This window comes from Streptomyces sp. NPDC053560 (assembly GCF_044544605.1).
In the GTDB taxonomy this organism is placed as follows: domain Bacteria; phylum Actinomycetota; class Actinomycetes; order Streptomycetales; family Streptomycetaceae; genus Streptomyces.
The window spans coordinates 356,255-376,908 of record NZ_JBITXI010000009.1; the positions used below are offsets into that span (position 1 = coordinate 356,255).

At 73.1% G+C, this 20,654-nt stretch carries 17 protein-coding genes; 7 read left to right on the plus strand and 10 right to left on the minus strand.

Annotated features, from left to right (window positions below):
• Positions 1 to 70: 70 nt before the first annotated feature.
• From ACIGQF_RS23550 to lpdA, 3 genes are all read right to left on the minus strand, one after another.
• On the minus strand, positions 71 to 265 hold the full coding sequence (locus ACIGQF_RS23550) for a hypothetical protein (RefSeq protein WP_399713440.1): 195 nt from the start codon (positions 263 to 265) through the stop codon (positions 71 to 73).
• The gene (locus ACIGQF_RS23555; RefSeq protein ID WP_399713443.1) at positions 243 to 2,228 is read right to left on the minus strand and encodes an ABC transporter ATP-binding protein; all 1,986 of its coding nucleotides are present in this window, start codon (positions 2,226 to 2,228) and stop codon (positions 243 to 245) included. The genes ACIGQF_RS23550 and ACIGQF_RS23555 overlap by 23 nt, the downstream gene beginning before the upstream one ends.
• A gap of 197 nt (positions 2,229 to 2,425) precedes the next feature.
• The gene (gene lpdA / locus ACIGQF_RS23560; protein WP_399713447.1) at positions 2,426 to 3,829 is read right to left on the minus strand and encodes a dihydrolipoyl dehydrogenase; all 1,404 of its coding nucleotides are present in this window, start codon (positions 3,827 to 3,829) and stop codon (positions 2,426 to 2,428) included.
• 203 nt (positions 3,830 to 4,032) lie between these two features.
• On the opposite strand from lpdA, the gene ACIGQF_RS23565 reads away from it, so the two are divergent.
• Both ACIGQF_RS23565 and ACIGQF_RS23570 read left to right on the plus strand, forming a co-directional pair.
• A complete protein-coding gene (locus ACIGQF_RS23565) occupies positions 4,033 to 5,112 on the plus strand; it encodes a nitroreductase (RefSeq protein ID WP_399713450.1) in 1,080 nt (359 codons plus the stop codon).
• 596 nt (positions 5,113 to 5,708) lie between these two features.
• Positions 5,709 to 6,119, plus strand: a complete 411-nt coding sequence (locus tag ACIGQF_RS23570; RefSeq protein ID WP_399713453.1) for an ATP-binding protein — start codon at positions 5,709 to 5,711, stop codon at positions 6,117 to 6,119.
• Positions 6,120 to 6,224: 105 nt separating this feature from the next.
• Here ACIGQF_RS23570 and ACIGQF_RS23575 read toward each other — a convergent pair whose 3' ends face one another.
• Positions 6,225 to 7,280: a Ku protein gene (locus ACIGQF_RS23575; RefSeq protein WP_399713457.1), complete on the minus strand. Its 1,056-nt coding sequence runs from the start codon at positions 7,278 to 7,280 to the stop codon at positions 6,225 to 6,227.
• Between the two features lie 54 nt (positions 7,281 to 7,334).
• Here ACIGQF_RS23575 and ligD (ACIGQF_RS23580) point away from each other — a divergent pair, with 54 nt between their 5' ends.
• The gene (gene ligD / locus ACIGQF_RS23580) at positions 7,335 to 8,228 is read left to right on the plus strand and encodes a non-homologous end-joining DNA ligase (protein WP_399713461.1); all 894 of its coding nucleotides are present in this window, start codon (positions 7,335 to 7,337) and stop codon (positions 8,226 to 8,228) included.
• Positions 8,229 to 8,609: 381 nt separating this feature from the next.
• Here the strand turns inward: ligD (ACIGQF_RS23580) and ligD (ACIGQF_RS23585) are convergent, their stop codons facing one another.
• The 4 genes from ligD (ACIGQF_RS23585) to ACIGQF_RS23600 form a co-directional block, all read right to left on the minus strand.
• Positions 8,610 to 9,581, minus strand: coding sequence for a non-homologous end-joining DNA ligase (gene ligD, locus ACIGQF_RS23585; RefSeq protein WP_399713463.1), 972 nt, complete (start codon positions 9,579 to 9,581; stop codon positions 8,610 to 8,612).
• A 55-nt stretch (positions 9,582 to 9,636) separates the two neighbouring features.
• Positions 9,637 to 10,956 (minus strand): aspartate aminotransferase family protein, encoded by a 1,320-nt coding sequence (locus ACIGQF_RS23590; RefSeq protein ID WP_399713465.1) that lies wholly within the window; start codon positions 10,954 to 10,956, stop codon positions 9,637 to 9,639.
• On the minus strand, positions 10,953 to 11,795 hold the full coding sequence (locus ACIGQF_RS23595; protein WP_361566965.1) for a nitrilase-related carbon-nitrogen hydrolase: 843 nt from the start codon (positions 11,793 to 11,795) through the stop codon (positions 10,953 to 10,955). Before ACIGQF_RS23595 ends, ACIGQF_RS23590 begins: the two co-directional genes overlap by 4 nt.
• A 176-nt stretch (positions 11,796 to 11,971) precedes the next feature.
• Positions 11,972 to 13,486 carry a hypothetical protein gene (locus ACIGQF_RS23600; protein ID WP_399713468.1) on the minus strand — a complete coding sequence of 505 codons (1,515 nt, stop codon included), beginning with the start codon at positions 13,484 to 13,486 and terminating at the stop codon, positions 11,972 to 11,974.
• A gap of 210 nt (positions 13,487 to 13,696) precedes the next feature.
• Here ACIGQF_RS23600 and ACIGQF_RS23605 point away from each other — a divergent pair, with 210 nt between their 5' ends.
• Positions 13,697 to 14,128 (plus strand): MarR family transcriptional regulator, encoded by a 432-nt coding sequence (locus tag ACIGQF_RS23605; protein WP_361566960.1) that lies wholly within the window; start codon positions 13,697 to 13,699, stop codon positions 14,126 to 14,128.
• A gap of 2 nt (positions 14,129 to 14,130) precedes the next feature.
• Positions 14,131 to 14,682: an isochorismatase family protein gene (locus tag ACIGQF_RS23610; protein ID WP_399713471.1), complete on the plus strand. Its 552-nt coding sequence runs from the start codon at positions 14,131 to 14,133 to the stop codon at positions 14,680 to 14,682.
• Between the two features lie 3 nt (positions 14,683 to 14,685).
• Here the strand turns inward: ACIGQF_RS23610 and ACIGQF_RS23615 are convergent, their stop codons facing one another.
• Positions 14,686 to 16,092, minus strand: coding sequence for an amidase (locus ACIGQF_RS23615; RefSeq protein WP_399713473.1), 1,407 nt, complete (start codon positions 16,090 to 16,092; stop codon positions 14,686 to 14,688).
• Positions 16,093 to 16,222: 130 nt separating this feature from the next.
• Positions 16,223 to 18,046, minus strand: a complete 1,824-nt coding sequence (gene ggt, locus ACIGQF_RS23620; protein WP_399713475.1) for a gamma-glutamyltransferase — start codon at positions 18,044 to 18,046, stop codon at positions 16,223 to 16,225.
• Between the two features lie 158 nt (positions 18,047 to 18,204).
• Between ggt and ACIGQF_RS23625 the strand changes: the two genes are divergently transcribed.
• Together ACIGQF_RS23625 and ACIGQF_RS23630 are read left to right on the plus strand one after the other, a co-directional pair.
• Positions 18,205 to 18,945 carry a hypothetical protein gene (locus tag ACIGQF_RS23625; protein ID WP_399713477.1) on the plus strand — a complete coding sequence of 247 codons (741 nt, stop codon included), beginning with the start codon at positions 18,205 to 18,207 and terminating at the stop codon, positions 18,943 to 18,945.
• Between the two features lie 120 nt (positions 18,946 to 19,065).
• Entirely contained in the window at positions 19,066 to 20,640 is a 1,575-nt protein-coding gene (locus ACIGQF_RS23630) for a CocE/NonD family hydrolase (protein WP_399713479.1), read from the plus strand.
• Positions 20,641 to 20,654: the final 14 nt, after the last annotated feature.

Sequence of the window (20,654 nt, forward strand, 5' to 3'; positions counted from 1 at the left end):
TTATGTGTCAAGAACGTGGAGATCTACAGGCGTAGAGCGGTCGGCAGTCGGCACAACCGGTCCCGTCCGCTCAGGGCGAGATCTCAGCGAGTTGCGGAAACGCCTGCGACAGCAGCACGCACACCAGCGAGACCAGCACCGCGGCCACGATCACTCCGAGGCACCCCAGGACGTCCCGCAGCGTGCTCGCGAGCGGGCCGAGACGTGGGCGCAGCGGGGCGGACGGCAGGCGGCGCGGGGCGCTACCCCTGGACGCGGTCGACATGGGAGGCGTCCGGACCGGTGCCGGCGTTCCTGGGCCGGGGTACGCCGTTGGTCCGCGGCGTGCCGTCCGTCGTGGTGTCCATGCCGTACTGCGCGGCCTGGAGTTCGTACATGGCGCGGTACAGGCCGCCCGGTACGGACATCAGCTCGCGGTGGGTGCCGGCGCCGGCCAGCCGGCCGCGGTCCAGTACGTAGATCAGGTCTGCGGTGGCGGTGGCCGCCAGCCGGTGGGTGATCAGCAGGACGGTGGTGCCGTCGTCGGCGAGCGAGCGCAGCGACCGGAAGGCCTCCACCTCGGCCTGCGGGTCGAGGGCCGCGGTCGGCTCGTCGACGATGAGCAGCGGGGCGCCGCGGTACCGGGCGCGGGCGCCGCCCAGGCGCTGCCACTGGCCGCCGGAGAGGTCCGTGCCGCGCTCGAAGCCCTTGACCACCAGGCTGTCCCAGCCGTGCGGCAGTCCCCCGACGACCTCGGTGGCGCCCGCCTCCGCCGCGGCCCGCTCGATGCGCTCCTGGTCGGGCGGCTGTTCGCTGCGGCCGATGTGGACGTTGGCGCGGGCGGTCATCGGCCAGCGCGGGAAGTCCTGCCCGAGCACCGCGACCTGGTCGAACACCGCGTCCCTGTCCGCCTCGCGCAGGTCGACGCCGTTCCACGTGAGCCGCCCGGCGGTCGGCAGGTACAGGCCCGCGACGAGCTTGGCGAGCGTGGTCTTGCCCGAGCCGTTCGCGCCGACCAGGGCGACGACCCGGCCGCGCGGAATGGTCAGGCTGATGTCGCGCAGCGCGGGCCCGGGCGCGCCGGGGTAGCTGAAGGTCACGTCCGCGAGGCGGATCTCGGTGAGCGGCCGCGGGACCGGGGTGCCGCCGGCCGGGATGGCCTGCCGCTCGGCGCCCTCGCACGCTTCCTGGAGGTCCTTGAGGTACATGGCCTCCTCGTAGAGGCGGTTGACCTGGAGGACGAGGGCGGTGAGGCCGGCGCCTGCGCTGCGTACCGCGATCACCGCCGTGCCGGCCACGGCCAGCGGCATGCCGCCGCCGGTGAGCAGCAGCCACAGCACGCCGTAGGCGGCGAGCGTGGCGAGGCCGGAGACGGCGGCCGCGGCGGTCTGGGTGGCGGCCTCGGCGGTGGCCAGCCGCTGCTGCTCCCTCTCCATCGTCATCGACATGTCGTCGTAGGCGTCGGTCAGCATCCGGCCCGCGCCGTGCACGCGCAGTTCGGGTGCGCAGTCGTGGTCGGTGATCTTCTGGGTGACGACGGAGATGGCGCGCCGGTGCTCGATCCAGGCGTGCCGCGAGGCGTACTGCCGGCGGGCCGAGAGGACCGCACCCCAGCCCTTGGGTGCGGCGATCAGTACCAGCATCAGGACGAGCAGCGGATGCAGGAGGGCCAGTACGGCGGCGGAGGCGAGCAGCGCGATCAGGGCGTTGACGACCGTGACGGAGGACCGGAGCATCATGCGGACGGAGTCGGTGCCGAAGCGCCCGGCGTCCAGCGTGCGGTGGAAGTCCTTGTCCTCCAGGGCCGCCAGCTCCACCCGGACGGCGCCGCGGTAGAAGCGGGCGGTGCAGGCCCGTTCGACCTTGGGCTCCAGCCGTCCGGAGGCGGCGACCGACACCGCGGAGAGGAGGGCGGCCACGGCCGCGACGGCGCAGCCGGCGAGCAGCGCCGGCAACGCCTCGCGTAATCGCTCCACGGTCGGTCCGGCGGCGAACAGCGCGACCAGCACCCGGTTGGTGGCCACGAGGACGAACGCGCGGGTCAGGCCCTGCCCGGCCTCGGCGCCGAGCAGCGCCAGCAGGGCGCGGGGGTCCTCCCGCCAGGCGGCCTTCGCCACGAGGCCCGCCATGGCGGGGAACTGCCGCGCCATCTGCCAGAACGTCAGCCGCAGCAGCGGCTGTTCGTGCCGGGTGAACGACAGGTCGTACCGCAGCGCGCCACCGAACATCAGCCGTTCGCTGCGCGTCACCGGCAGCGCATCCGGCTTCCGTCGCCGGATGCGCCTCTTCCCTCGGCTCACGGGCCCCACCCCCACACCCACAACCGTCCCGCACCGTTCACCGGACGCCCGTTTCATTGTCGCCGGGCCGTGCGGGGCGGCCGCCTGTTTTCGGCTCGGCGCGCATGGGGGCACGGAGTGCCGCGATCAAGGGGTGGCCTGGCCCGTCACATATTGATCATGTGCCCCGCGAGCCCATGCACGGCTTCCTTGACGGCCTCGCCGAGCGTCGGGTGCGCGTGCACGTTCCGGGCGACCTCGTGGACGGTCAGGTCCCACTGCTGAGCGAGCGTCAGCTCCGGCAGCAGCTCGGTGACTTCGGGCCCGATGAGGTGGGCGCCGAGCAGTTCGCCGTACCGGGCGTCGCTGAGGATCTTGACGAAGCCGGTGCTGTCGCCGAGGCCGTGCGCCTTGCCGTTCGCGGTGAACGGGAACTTCGCGACCTGTACGTCGAAGCCCTGCTCGCGGGCCTGCTCCTCGGTCCAGCCGAAGCTGGCGATCTGCGGCTGGCAGTACGTGGCGCGCGGGATCATGACGTAGTCCAGCTCCATGGTCTCGGCGTCCGCGAGGGTCTCGGCGGCGACGATGCCCATGGACTCGGCGGCGTGCGCGAGCATCAGCTTCGCGGTGACGTCGCCGATGGCGAAGATGTGGGGCACGCTCGTGCGGCAGCGGCCGTCGACGTCGATGGCGCCGCGCTCGGTGAGCTTCACACCGGTCTTCTCCAGGCCGTAGCCCTCGACGCGCGGCTGGAAGCCGATCGCCTGGAGGACCTTGTCGGCCTCCAGGGTCTGCTGCTGCCCGCCGGTGCTGACGTGCACCTTCACGCTGCCGCTGCCGTCGTCGTCGATGCCCTCGACGCGGGTGCCGGTCAGCAGCTTGACGCCGAGGCGCTTGTACCGCTTGGCCAGTTCGGCGGAGACCTCCGCGTCCTCCAGGGGCACCAGCCGGTCCAGGAACTCCACGATCGTGACGTCCACGCCGTAGTTGCGCAGCACGTAGGCGAACTCCACGCCGATCGCGCCGGCGCCCGCGATGATGATGCTGCGGGGCAACTCCTCGCTGAGGATCTGCTCCTCGTACGTCACCACGCGCTCGCTGAGGGAGGTGCCGGGCAGCAGCTTGGTGGTGGCGCCCGCGGCGATGATGCAGTGGTCGAAGGTGACGGTCTCCGCGCCGCCGTCGGAGCGCGCGACCTGGAGCGTGTGCTGATCGGTGAAGGTGCCGCGGCCCTCGTACTGCGTGATCTTGTTCTTCTTCATGAGGTAGTGCACGCCCTTGACGCGCCCGTCCGCGACCTTGCGGCTGCGGGTGAAGGCCGCGCCGTAGTCGAAGGACACCTCGCCGGTGGAGCGGATGCCGAAGGCCTTCGCCTCCTGCGTGAACAGGTGCGCCAGCTCGGCGTTGCGCAGCAGGGCCTTGGAGGGGATGCAGCCCACGTTGAGGCAGACCCCGCCCCAGTACTTCTCCTCGATGATCGCCACGCTGCGCCCGAGCTGGGCCGCACGGATCGCGGCGACGTACCCACCCGGGCCCGCGCCGAGGACGACGACGTCAAAGTGTGCACTCATACGGGCAGCGTAGGACGCCATCCGCGGCATGCGCAGGGCATTGAAGATCCCCCACATGTGACACCGAGCACCCGTGATACGGAAATAGTTTTCCGAATACCGGATCGCCTCGGGAATTGCGTCCGTTCCCGATGCGACCGGCGGCGGGCCGGGCCACTCTGGAGGAGGCCACACGCCCGGTCGCCCACCCCCTGGAGGCCCCGGTGGACACGCAGGCAGCCGACGATCTGACCGTGACGGCGCTGGTGACCGACGCGATCGCCGCCCCGTCCATGCACAACGCCCAGCCCTGGCGGTTCCGCTGCTCGCCCGGCTGCCGCCAGCTCCAGCTGTGGGCCGATCCCGAGCGCGCGCTGCCGCAGGCCGACCCGGACGGCCGCGCACAGCACATCGGCTGCGGCGCGGCCCTGTTCAACCTGCGGGTCTCCGCGGCCCACGCCGGCCTGCCGGTCCGTACGGCACTGCTGCCCGACGCCGGGCGGCCCGCGCTGCTGGCGACCGTGGAGCTGGCCCCCGAAGGGGAGACGGACGGCGGCACGGAACGGCTGGGCCGGCTGCACCCGGCGATCCACGAACGGCACACCAGCCGGTACCCCTTCGAGGAGACCGGACTGACCGCCGCCCAGCTCACCGGGTTGCGGCACGCCGCGGAGCAGGAGGGCGCCGCACTCTCCTTCCCCGTCGGCTGGCATCTGCAACTGGTGCTGGAGCTGGCCGAGGAGGGCGAGGAACGGGACCGCGCGGCGGTGGCGGACGACACGGCCGGACCCCCCGGCGCCGGGACGGACCCGCTGGCCGGCGGCGCGGGCGGCGACCGGACACCGGCCCCGGCCCGCCCGGACCTCGCGGAGTGGACCCGGATCGGCCCGGCGGCGGAGTCGGCGGACGACGGGGTACCCGCCTACGCCTTCGGGCCGCGGCGGCGCGGCGGCCGGGCCCCGGTACGGGACTTCGCGGCCGGGCGGGAGGTGGCGGGCCGGGAGACGGCCGCCTTCGAGAGCCACCCGCACCTCGCGCTGCTCAGCACCGAGCGGGACCGCCCGGAGGACTGGCTGCGCGCGGGCCAGGCGATGCAGCGCACCCTGCTCGCGGCCACCCTGGAGGGGCTCTCCAGTTCGTTCGTCACCCAGTCGCTGGAGTGGCCGGAGCTGCGGTGGCCGCTGCGGGAGCCGGTGTCCGGCCACGGCCTGGTCCAGATGGTGCTGCGCTTCGGGTACGGGCCGCGGGGTACGGCGACGCCCCGGCGTCCGGTCGAGGAGGTCCTGGAGTTCGACGCGCCGTAGGACGCCCGGCCAGCGGGGGCATGGGCCGTACGGCGGGAGCGCGCGTAGGAATCCCGGCGCACCGCGTCCGGAAAGGGGGAAGCCCCGGCCAGACGGGGGAAGCCGGCCGGGGCTGGTGTGCGGGGCGCGGCCGCGGGTGACCGCCGGGGCGCCGGAGAGCGGGGTCGTCGGCGGTGCCGTTACCGTCCCTCACTTCTCTTGAATAATAAACCATCGTTAGCCGTCGGGTCGAATCGGGGTCGCCGGGTGGCACGGGGGGACGGGTCGCGCCCCGCATCCGGCCGTACGGGACCTCGCGGCGGCGCCGCGCGGCCGCCGGGATCGGCTTGATCCGGTCCGCTGCGGGCGTACGCCGGTGGTCTTGCTGGTGCCCGGTCCGGGCGCGGGTACGCCTGTCAGCGCCGGTCTCCCTCCGGCCGGCCGTGTTCACTCCGTCACAGCGGGTCGGCAAACGGGTTGCCGATGGTTGGGGCGGCGACGATCGGGAATGACCGCTCCCGTCGGCAGGCCGTGCGTGATCGCAACGGCCACGGGTGGAGGGGTCGACGCAGTGACCGTAGTCCCTCCGCCACCGTCACGGGAGGGAGTGGGACCCCATGCACGCGAGCAACAGGAACCGTGCCGCACGCGTCGAGTACGCGCTGCCGCGGGAGGCCGCGTCGGCCCGCTGGGCCAGGAGGTTGACCAGTGGCTTCCTCGGCCATCCAGCGATGCCCGACGGAGTGTCGGGCCGGGTGGACGAAGCGGTGCTGATCGTGTCCGAGCTGGTCACGAACGCCGTACGGCACGGCAACAGCCGCTGCCGCCTGCGACTCAGCGCCGCGTCGAGCGGCGTCACCATCGAGGTGCACGACGACGATCCGCACACCCCCGCCGTCAAGCCGCTCACCGAGGACGCGGTCGGCGGCCGGGGCATGGCCATCGTCGGACTGCTGGCCCGGCAGCTCGACATCACCGCTGACCGCGGCGGCGGCAAGACCGTACGGGCAGTCCTCGCGGGCACGTGAAGAGCGGCGGGCACCCTGCCGGCCGTCGTACCGCGGAATGCTCCACCGGGGCCGGGACCCCGCCCCGCCACGCACGACCGGCCTCCGCGCCGCCCGCCCGGCCGCTCAGCCGGCCTTGCGGCGTGCCGCGGTCCGCTTCGCCGGGGTCTTCTTCACCGCCGCCTTCTTGGCCGCACCGCCCTGTCCGGCGGACGTGCTCTTCTTCGACGCGGCGGACTTCGCGGCCGTCTTCTTGGCCGCGGTCCGCTTGGCCGTCGTCTTCTTCGCCGTCCCTGCCGGGGTTTTACGGGCCGGCGGCGCCGCACCGTCCTCCCCGGACTCCGCGGCCTTGCGGCGCAGCCGGGTGACGGAGCCGCCCGAGCCCGCCGCCTCGTCCGTACCGCCGCGCTCCTCCCGGGCCGCCCGCACACTGTCCTCCAGGGCCGCCATCAGGTCGATGACCTTGCCGCGCTTGGGCCCCTCCGAGGGCACGGCCGGCTCACCGCCCTCCAGCTTCGCGGAGACCAGCTCCTCGACGGCGTCCCGGTAGTCGTCGTGCAGCTCGGCCGGGTCCAGCTCGCCGAGCGAGTCCATCAGGGTCTCGGCGAGGGTCAGCTCGTTGTCCCGGATCTGGACGTCCTCCTTGGGGGCCAGCCCCTGCGGGGAGCGGATCTGGTCCGGCCACAGCAGCGCATGCATGACGATCGCGTCGTCGTGCACCCGCAGCATGGCCAGCGTCTCGCGGTTGCGCAGCGCGACCTTGCCGATGGCCACCTTCTGGTGGTGTACGAGCGCGTCGCGCAGCAGGACGTACGGCTTGGCGGCGGACGGGCCGTTGGCGCCGAGGTAGTACGCCTTGTCCATCTGGAGCGGGTCGATGTCGGCGGCGTCGACGAACGCCAGGATGGTCAGCGTCTTGGTGGTGGGCAGCGGCAGCGAGGCGAGGTCGGCGTCGGTGAGCGGGACGATCAGGTCGGAGGCGGCCTGGTAGCCCTTGCCGATCTCGTCCTGGGACACCTCCTCGCCGTCCAGCTCGCACACCTTGCGGTAGCGGATGCGGCCGCCGTCCTTCTCATGGATCTGGACGAAGGAGACCGCCGAGGCGCTGTCCGTCGCGCTGTACATCTTCACCGGGATGCTAACCAGGCCGAAGGAGATCGACCCGTTCCAGATGGACCTCATGCGCGCACCCCTCGACTTCCGTCCTTTATGTCCGATTCATGGGAGTCTCAGGGTATGCCGATCACGGAGATCGAGGGACGCCGGCTGACGGTCACCCGGCTGGACAAGGTGCTGTACCCGGCCACCGGGACGACCAAGGGCGAGGTGCTGCACTACTACGCGGTGACCGCGGGCGCGATGCTCGCCCACCTCTACGACCGCCCGGTCTCCTTCCTGCGCTACCCCGACGGCCCGGACGGCGAGACCTTCTTCACGAAGAACGTGCCGCCCGGTACGCCCGCCTGGGTGAAGACCGTCGACCTGACCCGCCGCAGCGGCAGGACCGGCCGCCAGGTGGTGCTCCAGGACACCGCCTCCCTGATGTGGGCGGCGAACCTCGTCGTCGAGCTGCACACGCCGCAGTGGCGCACGGACGACCCCGGCATGGCCGACCGGATGGTGTGGGACCTGGACCCCGGCGCGCCCGCCACGATCGTCGACTGCTGCGCGGTGGCCGGGTGGCTGCGCGAGCGGCTGTCGGCGGACGGGCTGAACGTGTACGCCAAGACCTCCGGGTCCAAGGGCCTGCACCTGCTCGTACCGATCGAGCCCACCCCGTCGGACGACGTCACCGCGTACGCCAAGGACATCGCCGTGGAGGCCGAGCACGAGCTGCCCGGTCAGGTGGTGCACCGGATGACCAAGGCGCTGCGGCCCGGCAAGGTCTTCCTCGACTTCAGCCAGAACAGCGCGGCGAAGACCACCGCGGCGCCGTACACCGTGCGCGCCCGGCCCGAACCGGCCGTCTCCACCCCGGTGACCTGGGACGAGATCGCCGCCTGCGACGACCCGTCGGACCTGCACTTCCTCATCGGCGACATCGCGGACCGCCGCGCCCGCCACGGCGACCTGCTCGGCCCCCTGATCAACCTCAACCGCGCGAAGCCACTGCCGCGCGGACGGCGATGAACCCCAACCCCGCGCTGCATCAAGGGACTTGAGGTCTCCTCCTTCGTGTGGCCGCCACACCTGCCGCGCCAACTGTGACTGTGACGGGCTACCCCTGAGGTGTCCCGAGTGAGCACGGGGGCTTGCCATGACGATCGCGGACGTGTCCGGGACCGACCGTCGCGTGCGGCGCGCGGTGGAGCGGCGGGGCCTGTTCCTCGTCCCGCTCGCCTCGGAGCCACGACGAGCGGCGTCCTCCACGTCGTCTACGTGATGGACGGCGAACGCCGCAAGGCGGCGGTGTCGTTCACCCGGATCCGGGGCCACTTCCCGACCTGGGAAAGCGGGATCATCGCCGTCCTCGAAGCGTTCGACCGGTGGCTGTGAGGCGCCTGCCGGTGGTCAGTCCAGCCGCGTGAGATCGGGCCGGAGGCGGTGCCAAGTGGGGTGGCGGAGGCGGCCCGCCGTGGTCCAGCCGGAGTACCCGACCTCGGCGATCAGGCGCGGCTCGACCCAGTGCGCCGCGGCCACGCCGACCCGTTCCGTGAACGGCGAACGGTCCCGCGTGAGCACCTCGAAGTAGCGCGCGAGATCCCGGCGCTCCAGGTCCGACAGGCCGGAGCCCACCGAGCCGACGTACCGCAGCCCCTCGGGGCCGTCCAGCCCGGCCAGCACCGAGCCGGGCAGGCCCGCGATCCCGCCGCGCCCCTCCGACCAGCCGCCGATGACCACGTCGAGGGTCACCACGTGCTTCGTCTTGCGCCAGTCGGCGGACCGGACTCCGGGCAGGTACGGGGAGGACAGCACCTTGGCGACGACGCCTTCCAGGCCGTTCGCGCGCGTGGTCTCCCAGACCTCCTGGCCGTGCCCAGCCACACAGCCGGGGACCGACCACTCGGCGGCGTCCAGGTCCAGCCCCGACAGGGCGGCCCGGCGCTCCTCGTACGAGGCGTCCAGGAGCGAGCGGCCGTCCAGGTGCAGCAGGTCGAACAGCACGAGGTGCACCGGGTATTCGTGCATCAGGCGCGCCGCCCGGCGCGGGTCGGCCACGCCCATGCGCTGCTGCAGCAGCCCGAAGTCGGGCCGGCCCCGCTCGTCGAGCACCACGATCTCCCCGTCGAGGACGGCGGGCCGGCCGCGCAGCCGGTCGCCGAGCCCGGCCAGCTCGGGATAGACGGCGGTGACGTCGTTGCCCCTGCGGGTGACCAGCCGGACCCCGCCGTCGCCCGGCACGCTGACGACACAGCGCACCCCGTCCCACTTCACCTCGTACGCCCACCGCGGCTCCGCCCCGTCGACGGGCAGCGGACCCGGCGTGGCGAGCATGGGCCGAAGGACGGGGAGGCCGGCGGGCCGGGGTGCGGACGGTGCCATGCCTCCGATGATCAGCGGTCGCGCGGGCCCGCGCAGGTCGGGCCCGCGCGCGGCGTCACCCCGCGAGACGCTTCTGCGCGGCGCGGAGTGCGTCGGCGAGCAGGTCGGCGCCCTCCTCGGCCTCCGCGACGGTCAGCGACAGCGGGGGCGCGATACGCAGCGCTGCACCGTTCAGGCCGCCCTTGCCGATGAGCAGGCCGCGCTCCCGCGCCGCCTCCGTGACGGCAGCGGCGGCCCGGGGCGACGGCTCGTCCGTGCCCGGGTCGACCAGCTCGACGCCGATCATCAGGCCGCGCCCGCGGACCTCGCGCACCATCTCCAGGCCGGCGGAGACCGCCCGCAGCCGCTCGATGAGCAGGCCGCCGACGCGCCGGGCGTTGCCCTGGAGGTCGTGTTCGAGCAGGTAGGTGAGGTTGGCCAGGCCCGCCGCCATGGTGACCGGGCTGCCGCCGAAGGTGGAGATGGAGTTGGCTGAGAGGCAGTTCATCACCTCGGCGCGGGCCACCACGCCACCGATGGACATGCCGTTGCCGATGCCCTTGGCGAAGGTCAGCATGTCCGGCGGACCGCTCGCGGCGTGCGCCTGCCAGCCCCAGAAGTGCTCGCCGGTGCGGCCCCAGCCGGTCTGCACCTCGTCGCTGACCCACAGGATGCCGCGCTCGGCCAGCACCTCGCGGAAAGCCGCGTACAGCCCGTCGGGCGGGGCCGTGAAGCCGCCGACACCCTGGACCGGCTCGGCGATCAGCGCGGCCACCCCGCCCGATGTCTGCTGGAGCACGTCCTTGAGATCGGCGACGCACGCCGCGATGTACTCCGCGTCGCTGAGGTGCGCGAACGGGCCGCGGCTGCGCACCCCGCCGTGCACCCACAGCGTCTGCAGCGGCGAGAGGCTGGTCGGCGACCAGCTCTGGTTGCCGGTGATGCCCACGGTCGAGAAGGACCGGCCGTGGTAGCTGTTGCGCATCGCCAGGATCTGGTTGGAGCGCCGGTACGCCGTCGCCAGCAGCAGCGCCGCGTCGTTGGCCTCCGTACCGGAGGTGGTGAAGAAGACCCGCGCGTCGGGGATGCCGGAGAGCGCCGCGATCCGCTCCGCCAGTTCCACCATCGGACGGGAGAGGTAGAGGGTGGAGGTGTGGATGATGCGCCCGGCCTGCTCGGCGACGGCCTTGGTGACCTCCGGCAGCGCGTGTGCGGTCATCGTGGTGAGGATGCCGCCGAAGAAGTCCAGGTAGCGGTTGCCGTCGGAGTCCCAGACATGCCGGCCCTCGCCGTGGGTCAGCTCGATGGGGCGGTCGTAGAGCAGGGTCAGCCACTCGGGGAGGACGGCGCGGTGCCGGTCGTGCAGGTGGGCGGCGTCGGTGTAGTGGTTGCTCACGGCTGGACCAGCCCTTCGTAGGCGTCGGGACGGCGGTCGCGGTAGAACGCCCACTGCTGCCGCACCTCGTCGATCAGCCCGAAGTCCAGGTCGCGGACGACCAGTTCCTCCTTGCTGTCGCTGGCCACGTCGCCGACGAACTGCCCGCGCGGGTCGACGAAGTAGCTGGTGCCGTAGAAGTCGTTGTCGCCGTACTCCTCGGTGCCGACACGGTTGATCGCGGCGACGAAGTACTCGTTGGCGACCGCGGCGGCCGGCTGCTCCAGCTGCCACAGGTAGGCGGACAGGCCGCGGGAGGTCGCGGAGGGGTTGAAGACCAACTGGGCGCCGTTCAGGCCGAGCTGCCGCCAGCCCTCGGGGAAGTGCCGGTCGTAGCAGATGTAGACGCCGACCCTGCCGACCGCGGTGTCGAACACCGGCCAGCCCTTGTTGCCCGGTTTGAAGTAGTACTTCTCCCAGAAGCCCTTGACCTGGGGGATGTGGTGCTTGCGGTAGGTGCCGAGGACGGTGCCGTCGGCGTCGATGACGGCGGCGGTGTTGTAGTAGAAGCCGGACTGCTCGACCTCGAAGACGGGGACCACGATGACCATGCCGGTCTCGCGGGCCAGGTCCTGCATCCGGCGGACGGTCGGCCCGTCCGGGACGGGCTCCGCCCAGCGGTAGTGCTCCGGCTCCTGCACCTGGCAGAAGTACGGGGCATTGAAGACCTCCTGGAAGCCGATGACCTTCGCGCCCTGAGCCGCCGCCGCGCGGGCGTGCTCCTCGTGTTTGGCGATCATCGACTCGGTATCGCCCGTCCAGGTCGCCTGCACCAGTGCGGCACGTACGACATCGGCCATGAGCTGCTCCTTTGCCAGGGCGTCAGACAACCGGTCCGCGCGAGCTCTACGCGTGTGGAGGTGACCGTAGGACGCCGCACGCACCGTGGCAAGACCATCTCGGCCGCGCCGCCCGGCCGATCCCCCGCACGGTGGGAACGGCCGTACGAACTGCCGTGAGCCGTGGTGCGCACGGGTCAGCGGACACCTATGAGGCGGTCCGACACCCCGGCCGTCCGCAACGCGTGGACGAGGTCCCGCCGGCGGTGCTCCGAGACCTGGTCCGCCGCCTCCAGCAGCAGCGGCAGCAGGACCTCGGGGGCGTCCGTGGCCGTCGCGAGCCCGGCCGCCTCCTCCGAGGTCCGCGCCCGCACCATCGCGGCCAGCAGCTCCCGCGCCTCGGCCGTACGGCCCGCCTGCCGCAGGGCCAGCGCGGCGTCCCCCACCTCGCCGACCGGTCGGGCCACGCCCTGCCGCAGCAGGCTCACACAGTCCTGGACCCGGCCGGCTGCGGCCAGCGCGCCGGCCGCAGCGGCCAGCGGCCCGGGCGGCAGGCAGGCCACCTCCCACAGCAGCGTGGCCACATCGGCGGCCAGGCCGGTCCGCTCCAGCTCCGCGGCGATGTGCGGCAGTTCCTCGGCGGGGCGGCGGGCCGCGGCGCACAGGACGGCGTGCGCCTCGCCGCCGCGCCCGGCGGCCCGCAGCTCGGCGAGGTGGGACACGGCGCTGCTGACGGCCTGGGAGGTCTGAGGCGGGAGGCCGGACAGGGACGACGCCGGTCCGCTACCGGATCCGGCCGCCGTCTCCTTCCCCGCCTTGGCCGATTTCCTCCCTTCGCCGCCCTCCTGCGCACCGGCGAAGCGGGCACCGCGCGGGGCGGGCGGGGCTACGGGCGCGCCGGTCTCCGTCCCCTCCGCCGACGGTTCGAGGCCGGCGAAGCGGGCGCCACGGGGCCTTCTTCGGGCGGCGCGCAACTCCTCCGGCCGGGCCTCCTCGAAGTCCTCCGCCGGGAACTCGTACGGCGCGAGGGCCTGATCCGCGGTCCCGTACGGCGCGACGACCTCGTTCCGGGAGTCGTACGACGTGCCCGCGTGCGTCGCGCGGTCGTACGGGGCGCCGGCGCCAGGCGCGGAGTTGTAGGGAGTGCCGGCGTCCGGCGCGGAGTTGTGCGGGGCGCCGGCGCCGGGCGCGGGCGCCGCCGGGGCCGCCTCCGCGCTCCCCTCCATCCGCTGCTGGAGCTCGCGCACGCGGGCCCGCGCACGGGCCACGTCGTCGGCGACCCAGGCCAGTTCGCCGTCGAGCGCCGCCACGTCCGTGGCCGGATCGGCCTCTTTCAGCGCGGCGCGCAGCTCGCGCTCGCGGCCGGTGGCGTGGTGGAGTTCGTCGAGCATGGCGTCGAGCCGGCCGCGGAGCGCCCCGGGGCCGCCGGTGAGCGCGTCGTACGCGGCGGCCGCCGCACCGTGCAGCTCGCGGGCGCGCGCCCCGGTCTCCGCCGCCGCCTGCTCGCCGAACCGCCCGGACAGGTCGTGGAGAAGCGACTCGACCACGTCCCAGGGCGGCACCTCGCGCCCTTCCAGGCAGGCCCGCAGCCCTTCGGGGTCGCGCCGCGCGAAGACGCCGTACCAGCCTTCGGCCGGGTCCAGCGCCGCCACCAGCTCGCCCAGGAAGCGCGCGAAACCGTCCACGGAGTCCCGTAGCCGTGCCTCTGCCATGCCGTCCCCTTCTCCCCCGTGGTGCCGCGCGCCGCCGCGCCGGTACCGCAGTTGCGCTCCGGTCGTGTTGCGTCCTGTGTGACACAACGACTACAGCGAGTTTTCCACTCCCGGCGGGGCGCGGGGGCGTAGATCCGGCAACAACGGCGTGATCACCATGGCCGACAGGAAAACTTGCAAGTTTTCCTGTCGAATTTCTAGGCTGGTGCCATGCCGGGCAAGGAGCACGAACAGCTCGTCACGGACCTCGGTACGGCCGTCGGCCTGCTGATGCGCCGGCTGCGCGCCGAATCGCCGGGGGACGGGATCACCCCCACCCAGCGGGCGGTCTGCGCCCGGCTGGACCTGGAAGGGCCCGCCACCACCGCGGCGCTGGCCAGGGCCGAGCTGGTCCGCCCGCAGTCGATGCGGGTGACGCTGGCCGCCCTGGAGGAACGCGGCGTCGTCGCGCGCAGCCCGCACCCCACCGACGGCCGCCAGGTCGTCTTCGCGCTCACCGAGGAGGGCCGGGAGGTACTGGCCGGCCTCCGGCGGGCCAAGCAGAACTGGCTCTCCGTGGCCATCGCCGAGCACACCACCCCCGAGGAGCAGCGCGTACTGGCCGAGGCCGCCGCGCTGCTCAAACGACTGACGGAGAACTGACCATGACCGCCACCACGCTCGACCCGAACACCGCCCTGGTCCTCATCGACCTGCAGAAGGGCATCGCCGCGCTGCCCACCGCCCACCCCGCCGCCGAGGTCATCGAGCGCGGCGCCCGGCTGGCCGCCGCCTTCCGCGCGCGCGACCTGCCGGTCGTGCTGGTCAACGTCACCGGCGGCGCGCCCGGCCGTACGGAGGGCCCGGCGCGCGCCGGCAACCCGCCCGCCGACTGGGCCGAGCTGGTCCCGGAGCTGGACCGGCAGCCCTCGGACGTGCTGGTCACCAAGAAGACCTGGGGCGCCTTCCACGGCACGCCGCTGGACATGGAGCTGCGCCGCCGCGGCGTCACCCAGATCGTGCTGGCCGGCATCGCGACCAGCATCGGCGTGGAGTCCACCGCGCGCAGCGCCTACGAGCACGGCTACCACGTGACCGTCGCGACCGACGCCGTCACGGACATGGACGCCGACGCGCACCGCAACAGCGTCGAGAAGATCTTCCCGCGCCTGGGCGAGACGGACACCACCGACGCGATCGTCAAGCTGCTGGGCTGAGCCTCAGACCCCCGCCCTCAGCCGCGGCCACTTCTCGTGCCAGCGGAGGTCGTCCTCCAGCTGGGAGGCGAGCGAGACGAGGCGGGGTTCGCCGCCCTCGGGGCCCAGGAGCTGGGCGCCGAGCGGGAGTCCGGCCGAGCTGAAGCCGGCCGGGACACTGATGCCCGGCCAGCCGAGGACGTTCCACGGCCAGGCGTACGGGCAGGCCGCGATCATCGCCCGGTCGGTGCGCCAGCCGTTCATCGCAACCAGCGTGCCGACCCGCGGCGGCGGGGTGGCGGTGGTCGGCGTGAGCACCACGTCGTACCGGCCGAAGACCGCGCCCACCCGCTTCTGCTGGCGCGCCTCGGCGGCCCGCGCCAGCTTCAGGGCGCGCCCGCCGAGCAGCCGGCCCAGCCGTGCGGCGTCCCGCGTCCTGCGGTCCAGCAGAGAGCGGTCCGGCACCCGTTCGGTCCACTCCCGCACGCCCGTGGTCGCGCGCGGCACGAAGGAGAGGCCGATCAGCCCGTAGTCCGGCTCGGCCTCCTCGACGAGGTGCCCGAGGCGGGCGAGCGTACGGGCGATGTCGGTGACGGCGGCGCGCACTTCGGGATGGAGCGGGCGCGGGGTGCCGGTCCAGGCGGCCTGCCAGGACAGCGCGATGCGCAGCCGCCCCGGGTCCCGGCCGACCGCAGCGCGGACCGCGACCGGCGCCGGGCGGTGCAGGTCGTGCCGGTGGCTGCCACTGGACACGTCCAGGAGCAGCGCCGCGTCCTCGACCGTGCGGGCCAGCGGGCCGATGCCGGTGATGCCCTGGAAGGCCTCCGGTTCGGGCCAGGTGGAGATCCGGCCGCGCTGCGGTTTGATGCCGACCAGGTGGGTCCAGGCCGCGGGTATGCGGACCGAGCCCGCGCCGTCCGTGCCGAGTGCGGCGGGGACGAGTCCGGCGGCGACCGCGGCGGCCGAGCCGCCCGAGGACCCGCCGGGGGTGTGCGCGTGGCTCCAGGGGTTGCGGGTGTCGCCGAACGCGGGGCCCTCGGTGAACGGCCACTGGCCCAGCTCGCAGGCGTTGGTCTTGCCGACCACGATCGCGCCGGCCGCGCGCAGCCGCCGTACCACTTCGGCGTCCTCGGCCTTGGGCGGGAAGGCGCCCGCACAGCCGAACGCGGTGGGCTCGCCCGCCACATCGGTGTCGTCCTTGACCGCGACCGGCACGCCGAGCAGTGGCAGCCGCTCCCCCGCCGCGAGCCTGCGGTCGGCCGCCTCGGCCTCGGCGAGCGCCGCCTCGGCGCGTACCAGCCGGAAGGCGTTCACGGTGCCCCGTGTCGCCTCGATGCGCTCCAACGAGCGTCCCACCAGCTCGGCCGACGAGGTGTCACCGTCGCGAAGCGCTCTGGCCTGTTCGGCCAGTCCCTCGAACCTGTCCCCCATTGCCCTCACGCCTGCCTCTCGCCCTGACTGTCCGTTCCGACAGAGGGGCGCAGAGTAACCACGTGTTCGAGCCGGTTTCAACCGTCTCCGGCACGACGAGACGTGCCGGAGACGGCTGTTCCGTATACGGTCAGCGGCCGTTCGCGTGGCCGCGGGGGTGGACGACCATGGCCGAGCCGCCGCCGCGGCGCACCTTCTCGGCGGCCGCGAGCCAGCGGCCGTCCTTCAGCCGCTGGATACCGGTGGCCGCGCCGATCTCGGGGTTCTCCTTGAAGGAGTGGCCGAGGGCCTCCAGTTCCTTGCGCAGCTTGCTGTCGTACAGCGCCGGTTCGAGTTCGGTCTGCGCGGCGTTGCGCTGGCTGGCGCGGGGCGCTGCGATGGCGTCGACGAGCGGCAGGCCGCGGTCGAGGTGGCCGAGAAGCGTCTGCAGAACTGTCGTGATGATGGTGGCTCCGCCGGGCGAGCCGACGGCCAGTACCGGCTTGCCGTGGTCGAGGACGACGGTGGGCGAGATGGAGGAGCGGGGGCGCTTGGCGGGCCCGGGGAGGTTCGGGTCGGGGACGCCGGGGGCCGCCGGGGTGAAGGAGAAGTCGGTGAGTTCGTTGTTGAGGAGGAAGCCACGCCCGGGGACGGTGATGCCGCTGCCGCCGGTCTGCTCGATGGTGAGGGTGTAGGCGACGACGTTGCCCCACTTGTCGGCGGCGGTGAGGTGGGTGGTGTTCTCCCCCTCGTACGTCGTCGGCGCGGCCTTTCCGCCGTCCGCGCAGGGCTTCGGGTCGCGCGGGTCACCGGGCGCCACGGGGCTCTTGAGGACCGCGTCGTCCTTGATCAGGCAGGCGCGCGAGTCGGCGAACTTCTGCGAGGTCAGTCCCTCGGTGGGCACCTTCTCCGCCGACGGGTCGCCGACCCAGCGCCCACGGTCGGCGAACGCGATCCGGCTGGCCTCGATGTAGCGGTGCAGGTACTGCTTCTCACTCAGCTTCGCTACGTCGTAGTTCTCCAGGATGTTGAGCGCCTCGGCCACGCTCGTGCCGCCGGAGGAGGAGGGGGCCATGCCGTAGACGTCGAGGCCGCGGTACTTCGCCTTCGTCGGCGCCTGCACCTTGGTCTCGTACGCGTCCAGGTCCGCGGCGGTCAGGTCGCCGGGCCGCACCTTGCGGGTGGCGCCCTCCCGTACGGGCGGCTGCTCGACGGTGCGGGTGATGTCCTCACCCAGCCGTCCGCGGTACAGCGCGTCCACGCCCTTCTTCGCCAACTCGTCGTAGGTGCGGGCGAGATCGCGGTTGTGCAGGGTGGAGCCGACGGCCGGGGGCTGCCCGCCGGGCAGGAACAGCTTCGCGCTCGCGGGGAAGTCGCGGAACCGGTCGGCGTTGTCGGCGGTCTGCTTCCGGAAGGTCTCGTCGACGGTGAAGCCGTCGCGGGCGATCCGGGTGGCGGGCGCCAGGACCTGGCCCAGGGAGCGGCTGCCCCACTTGTCCAGGGCCGTGTCCCAGGTGGCGGGGGTGCCGGGGGTGCCGACGCTCAGGCCGCTGGTGACGGCCTCGCTGAAGGGGACCGGCTTGCCGTTCTCCAGGAAGAGGTCCTTGCCGGCGGTGAGCGGCGCGGTCTCGCGGCCGTCGATCGTCTGCACGGAGCGCTTCTTGGCGTTGTAGTAGACGAAGTAGCCGCCGCCCCCGATGCCCGCGGAGTACGGCTCGGTGACACCCAGGGCCGCCGCGGTGGCGACCGCGGCGTCCACGGCGTTGCCGCCCTTCTTCAGCACCTCGATGCCGGCCGCCGAGGCGTCGGCGTCGACGCTGGAGACCGCGCCGCCGGAGCCCACCGCGACCGGGGACTTGGCCGGGGGGTCGGTCGCGGGGGCCGCCGTGGGCCGGGCACTGGCCGGTACGGAGGCCAGCGAACCGGCCAGCACGGCCGTCACGGCCAGTACCGACAGGCGTCGGACATGCGTCATCTCTGCCATCCCTCCATCGGACCCTCCAGCGGATTCGCGCCAGGGGCCGGAGCCTACCCGCGGCCCCTCGGCCGCGACAGGGCGACGAACCAGGACAACCGCACCAGTACCCGGCCGCCCCTCGATGCCCACCCGAACGGCCGCTACCCTCCCGGCCCATGGACAACCCCCTCCTCCCCGCCATCGCCGCCGCCGCGCTGCTCCTCGGTCTCGCGGGCGGCTGGACCTTACGGTCCGCCGCAGCCCGCCGCCGACTGGCCCGCGAGCGCGCCTTCTTCGGGCTGCCGGACGGCGCCGAGTGCGTCCTGGTCACCCACCGGGACAGCTCCTCGGCGCACTGGAGCATCCCGCGCCATGACGCCCTGGCGATGCTCGGGCTCGCCTCGGTGATCGAGAACTGCGGCGCGCACGCCGAGGTAGCGCCGCACGACACCGGGCTCCAGGGCTTCGGCGCCCGCACGGAGTTCTGTGTCGGCGACCCGACCGCGCACCGGCGGCTCGCCGCCCACCTGGCCAATCTGCTGCCGGGCGTGCGGGTGCAGCCGGGCGACGCGTCGGGCGCCGGGCGGGGCACCTTCGCCATCGGCGGCACGAGCTACGCGATGGAGCCGGGTGCCGTGGAGTACGTGCTGCTGGCGCGGCTGACGGCGGGCGAGGGCGGCCGGCCGGTGTTCCTGGCGGCGGGCCAGCGGCCGGTCACGCACCGCGCGGCCGTCCGCCACCTCGTGCGCAACCGGGCGCGGCTGGCCCGCAAGCACGGCCCGGAGGGGCAGTTCTGCCTGCTGCTGAAGGTGGTCAACTCCCAGTCGTACGGGCCGGACATGGTGGAGCAGGTCGCGGACGTGACCAAGGCGGCGGTGGCGCAGGCTGTGGGGAAGGCGGCGGTGAAGGCGCCATGAGATCTTTACGCTTGCGTAACCTACCGACGGGTTACCTTCGGTAACGACCTCACCTTACTCTCCAGTCACTTAATGCACCGACCCCTCCGGTGTACCCCCACGCCGAGACTGGAGCAGTAGATGACGCCCTCCCGCACGACGCTGCGCGCCGCGATCGGTACCGTCTCCGCGGCCGTTCTCGCCACCACCCTGACCGCCACGGCCCCCGCAGCGCAGGCGGCCCCGGCCACCGCCACCGCTTCGGTGAAGTTCGTCGACATCGAGGGCGACGGCGGGATCACGCTCAAGGCAAATGTCTTCACACCCGGCGACGCCGACGGGAGCAAGCGTTACCCGGTGATCGTGCTGCCCACCAGCTGGGGCATGCCGCAGATCGAGTACGTGGCGCAGGCCAAGAAGCTGGCGGACTCCGGGTACGTCGTCGTCGGCTACAACTCGCGCGGCTTCTGGCAGTCCGGCGGGAACATCGAGACCGCGGGCCCGCAGGACGTCGCCGACGCCCGCAAGGTCGTCGACTGGGCGCTGGCCCACACCCCGGCCGACCCGGACAAGGTGGGCATGGCCGGGGTGAGTTACGGCGCCGGGATCTCCCTGCTGGCCTCGGCCTTCGACCCGCGCATCAAGGCGGTCGGGGCGCTCAGCGGCTGGGCGAACCTGATCGACTCCATCTACAGCGGACGCACCCAGCACGCCCAGGCAGCCGGGCTGCTGGCGGGCGCGGGCCAGCTCACCGGGCGGCCCAGCGCAGAGCTTCAGACGATCATGAAGGACTTCCTCGGCTCCAACCTGGCCAAGGAGGACGAGATGATCGCGTGGGGCAAGAAGCGCTCCGCCGCGACCTATCTCGACCGGATCAACAAGAACGGCGCTGCCATCATGCTCGGCAACGCCTGGGGCGACTCGATCTTCCCGCCGAACCAGTACGCCGACTTCTTCGAGAAGCTCACGGGGCCCAAGCGGCTGGAGTTCCGGCCCGGCGACCACGCAACGGCCGAGGCCACGGGCCTGCTCGGGCTGCCCAATGATGCCTGGACCGACACCAAGCGCTGGTTCGACCACTACCTCAAGGGCGCCGACAACGGCGTCGACCGCGAGTCCCCGGTGCGGCTCAAGTCCCGCTCCACGGGCGCGTACGAGGGGTACGCGAGCTGGAAGGACGTGCCCTCGGGCCAGCGGCGCATCCCGCTGAACGGCACCCACGAGATCGCCACCAACCGCGACAGCGGCGCGAACGGCGGCACGATCTTCCTCTCCAGCATGCTGGACCAGTTCTTCAAGGTCCCGCCGATGGCTTCCATCCCGCTGCTGCCCCGCTCGGCCACGGCCGTCTGGCAGTCCGAGCGGTACGAGACCCAGCAGCGGGTGCGCGGCACGGCGAAGCTGCACACCACGCTCACCAGCACCGCCGAGAGCGGCACCGCCGTCGCCTACCTCTACGACGTCGGCCCGCTCGGCACCGGCAAGCTCGTCACCCACGCGCCGTTCACCTTCCACGACAAGCAGCCGGGCAAGCCCTTCGCCATGGACCTGGACCTCTTCTCCACCGCGTACGACGTGCCTGCCGGGCACCGGCTGGCGCTCGTCGCGGACTCCGTCGACCCGCTCTACATCGAGCACAACCCCGACGGCGCGAAGCTCACCTTCTCCTCGCCGGCCGGCGACCCGTCGTGGGTGTCGGTGCCGGTGCGGGACTGACCGCGCGGCACCGC

Bases quoted from the DNA above. Each gene is read 5' to 3' on its own strand.
- ACIGQF_RS23600 (WP_399713468.1), bottom strand. From the start codon at position 13,486: ATGGCAGAGGCACGGCTACGGGACTCCGTGGACGGTTTCGCGCGCTTC.
- ligD (WP_399713463.1), bottom strand. From the start codon at position 9,581: ATGGCACCGTCCGCACCCCGGCCCGCCGGCCTCCCCGTCCTTCGGCCC.
- ggt (WP_399713475.1), bottom strand. From the start codon at position 18,046: ATGACGCATGTCCGACGCCTGTCGGTACTGGCCGTGACGGCCGTGCTG.
- ACIGQF_RS23575 (WP_399713457.1), bottom strand. From the start codon at position 7,280: ATGAGGTCCATCTGGAACGGGTCGATCTCCTTCGGCCTGGTTAGCATC.
- ACIGQF_RS23610 (WP_399713471.1), top strand. From the start codon at position 14,131: ATGACCGCCACCACGCTCGACCCGAACACCGCCCTGGTCCTCATCGAC.
- ACIGQF_RS23550 (WP_399713440.1), bottom strand. From the start codon at position 265: ATGTCGACCGCGTCCAGGGGTAGCGCCCCGCGCCGCCTGCCGTCCGCC.
- ACIGQF_RS23605 (WP_361566960.1), top strand. From the start codon at position 13,697: ATGCCGGGCAAGGAGCACGAACAGCTCGTCACGGACCTCGGTACGGCC.
- ACIGQF_RS23615 (WP_399713473.1), bottom strand. From the start codon at position 16,092: ATGGGGGACAGGTTCGAGGGACTGGCCGAACAGGCCAGAGCGCTTCGC.
- ACIGQF_RS23595 (WP_361566965.1), bottom strand. From the start codon at position 11,795: ATGGCCGATGTCGTACGTGCCGCACTGGTGCAGGCGACCTGGACGGGC.
- ligD (WP_399713461.1), top strand. From the start codon at position 7,335: ATGCCGATCACGGAGATCGAGGGACGCCGGCTGACGGTCACCCGGCTG.
- lpdA (WP_399713447.1), bottom strand. From the start codon at position 3,829: ATGAGTGCACACTTTGACGTCGTCGTCCTCGGCGCGGGCCCGGGTGGG.
- ACIGQF_RS23630 (WP_399713479.1), top strand. From the start codon at position 19,066: ATGACGCCCTCCCGCACGACGCTGCGCGCCGCGATCGGTACCGTCTCC.
- ACIGQF_RS23570 (WP_399713453.1), top strand. From the start codon at position 5,709: ATGCACGCGAGCAACAGGAACCGTGCCGCACGCGTCGAGTACGCGCTG.
- ACIGQF_RS23625 (WP_399713477.1), top strand. From the start codon at position 18,205: ATGGACAACCCCCTCCTCCCCGCCATCGCCGCCGCCGCGCTGCTCCTC.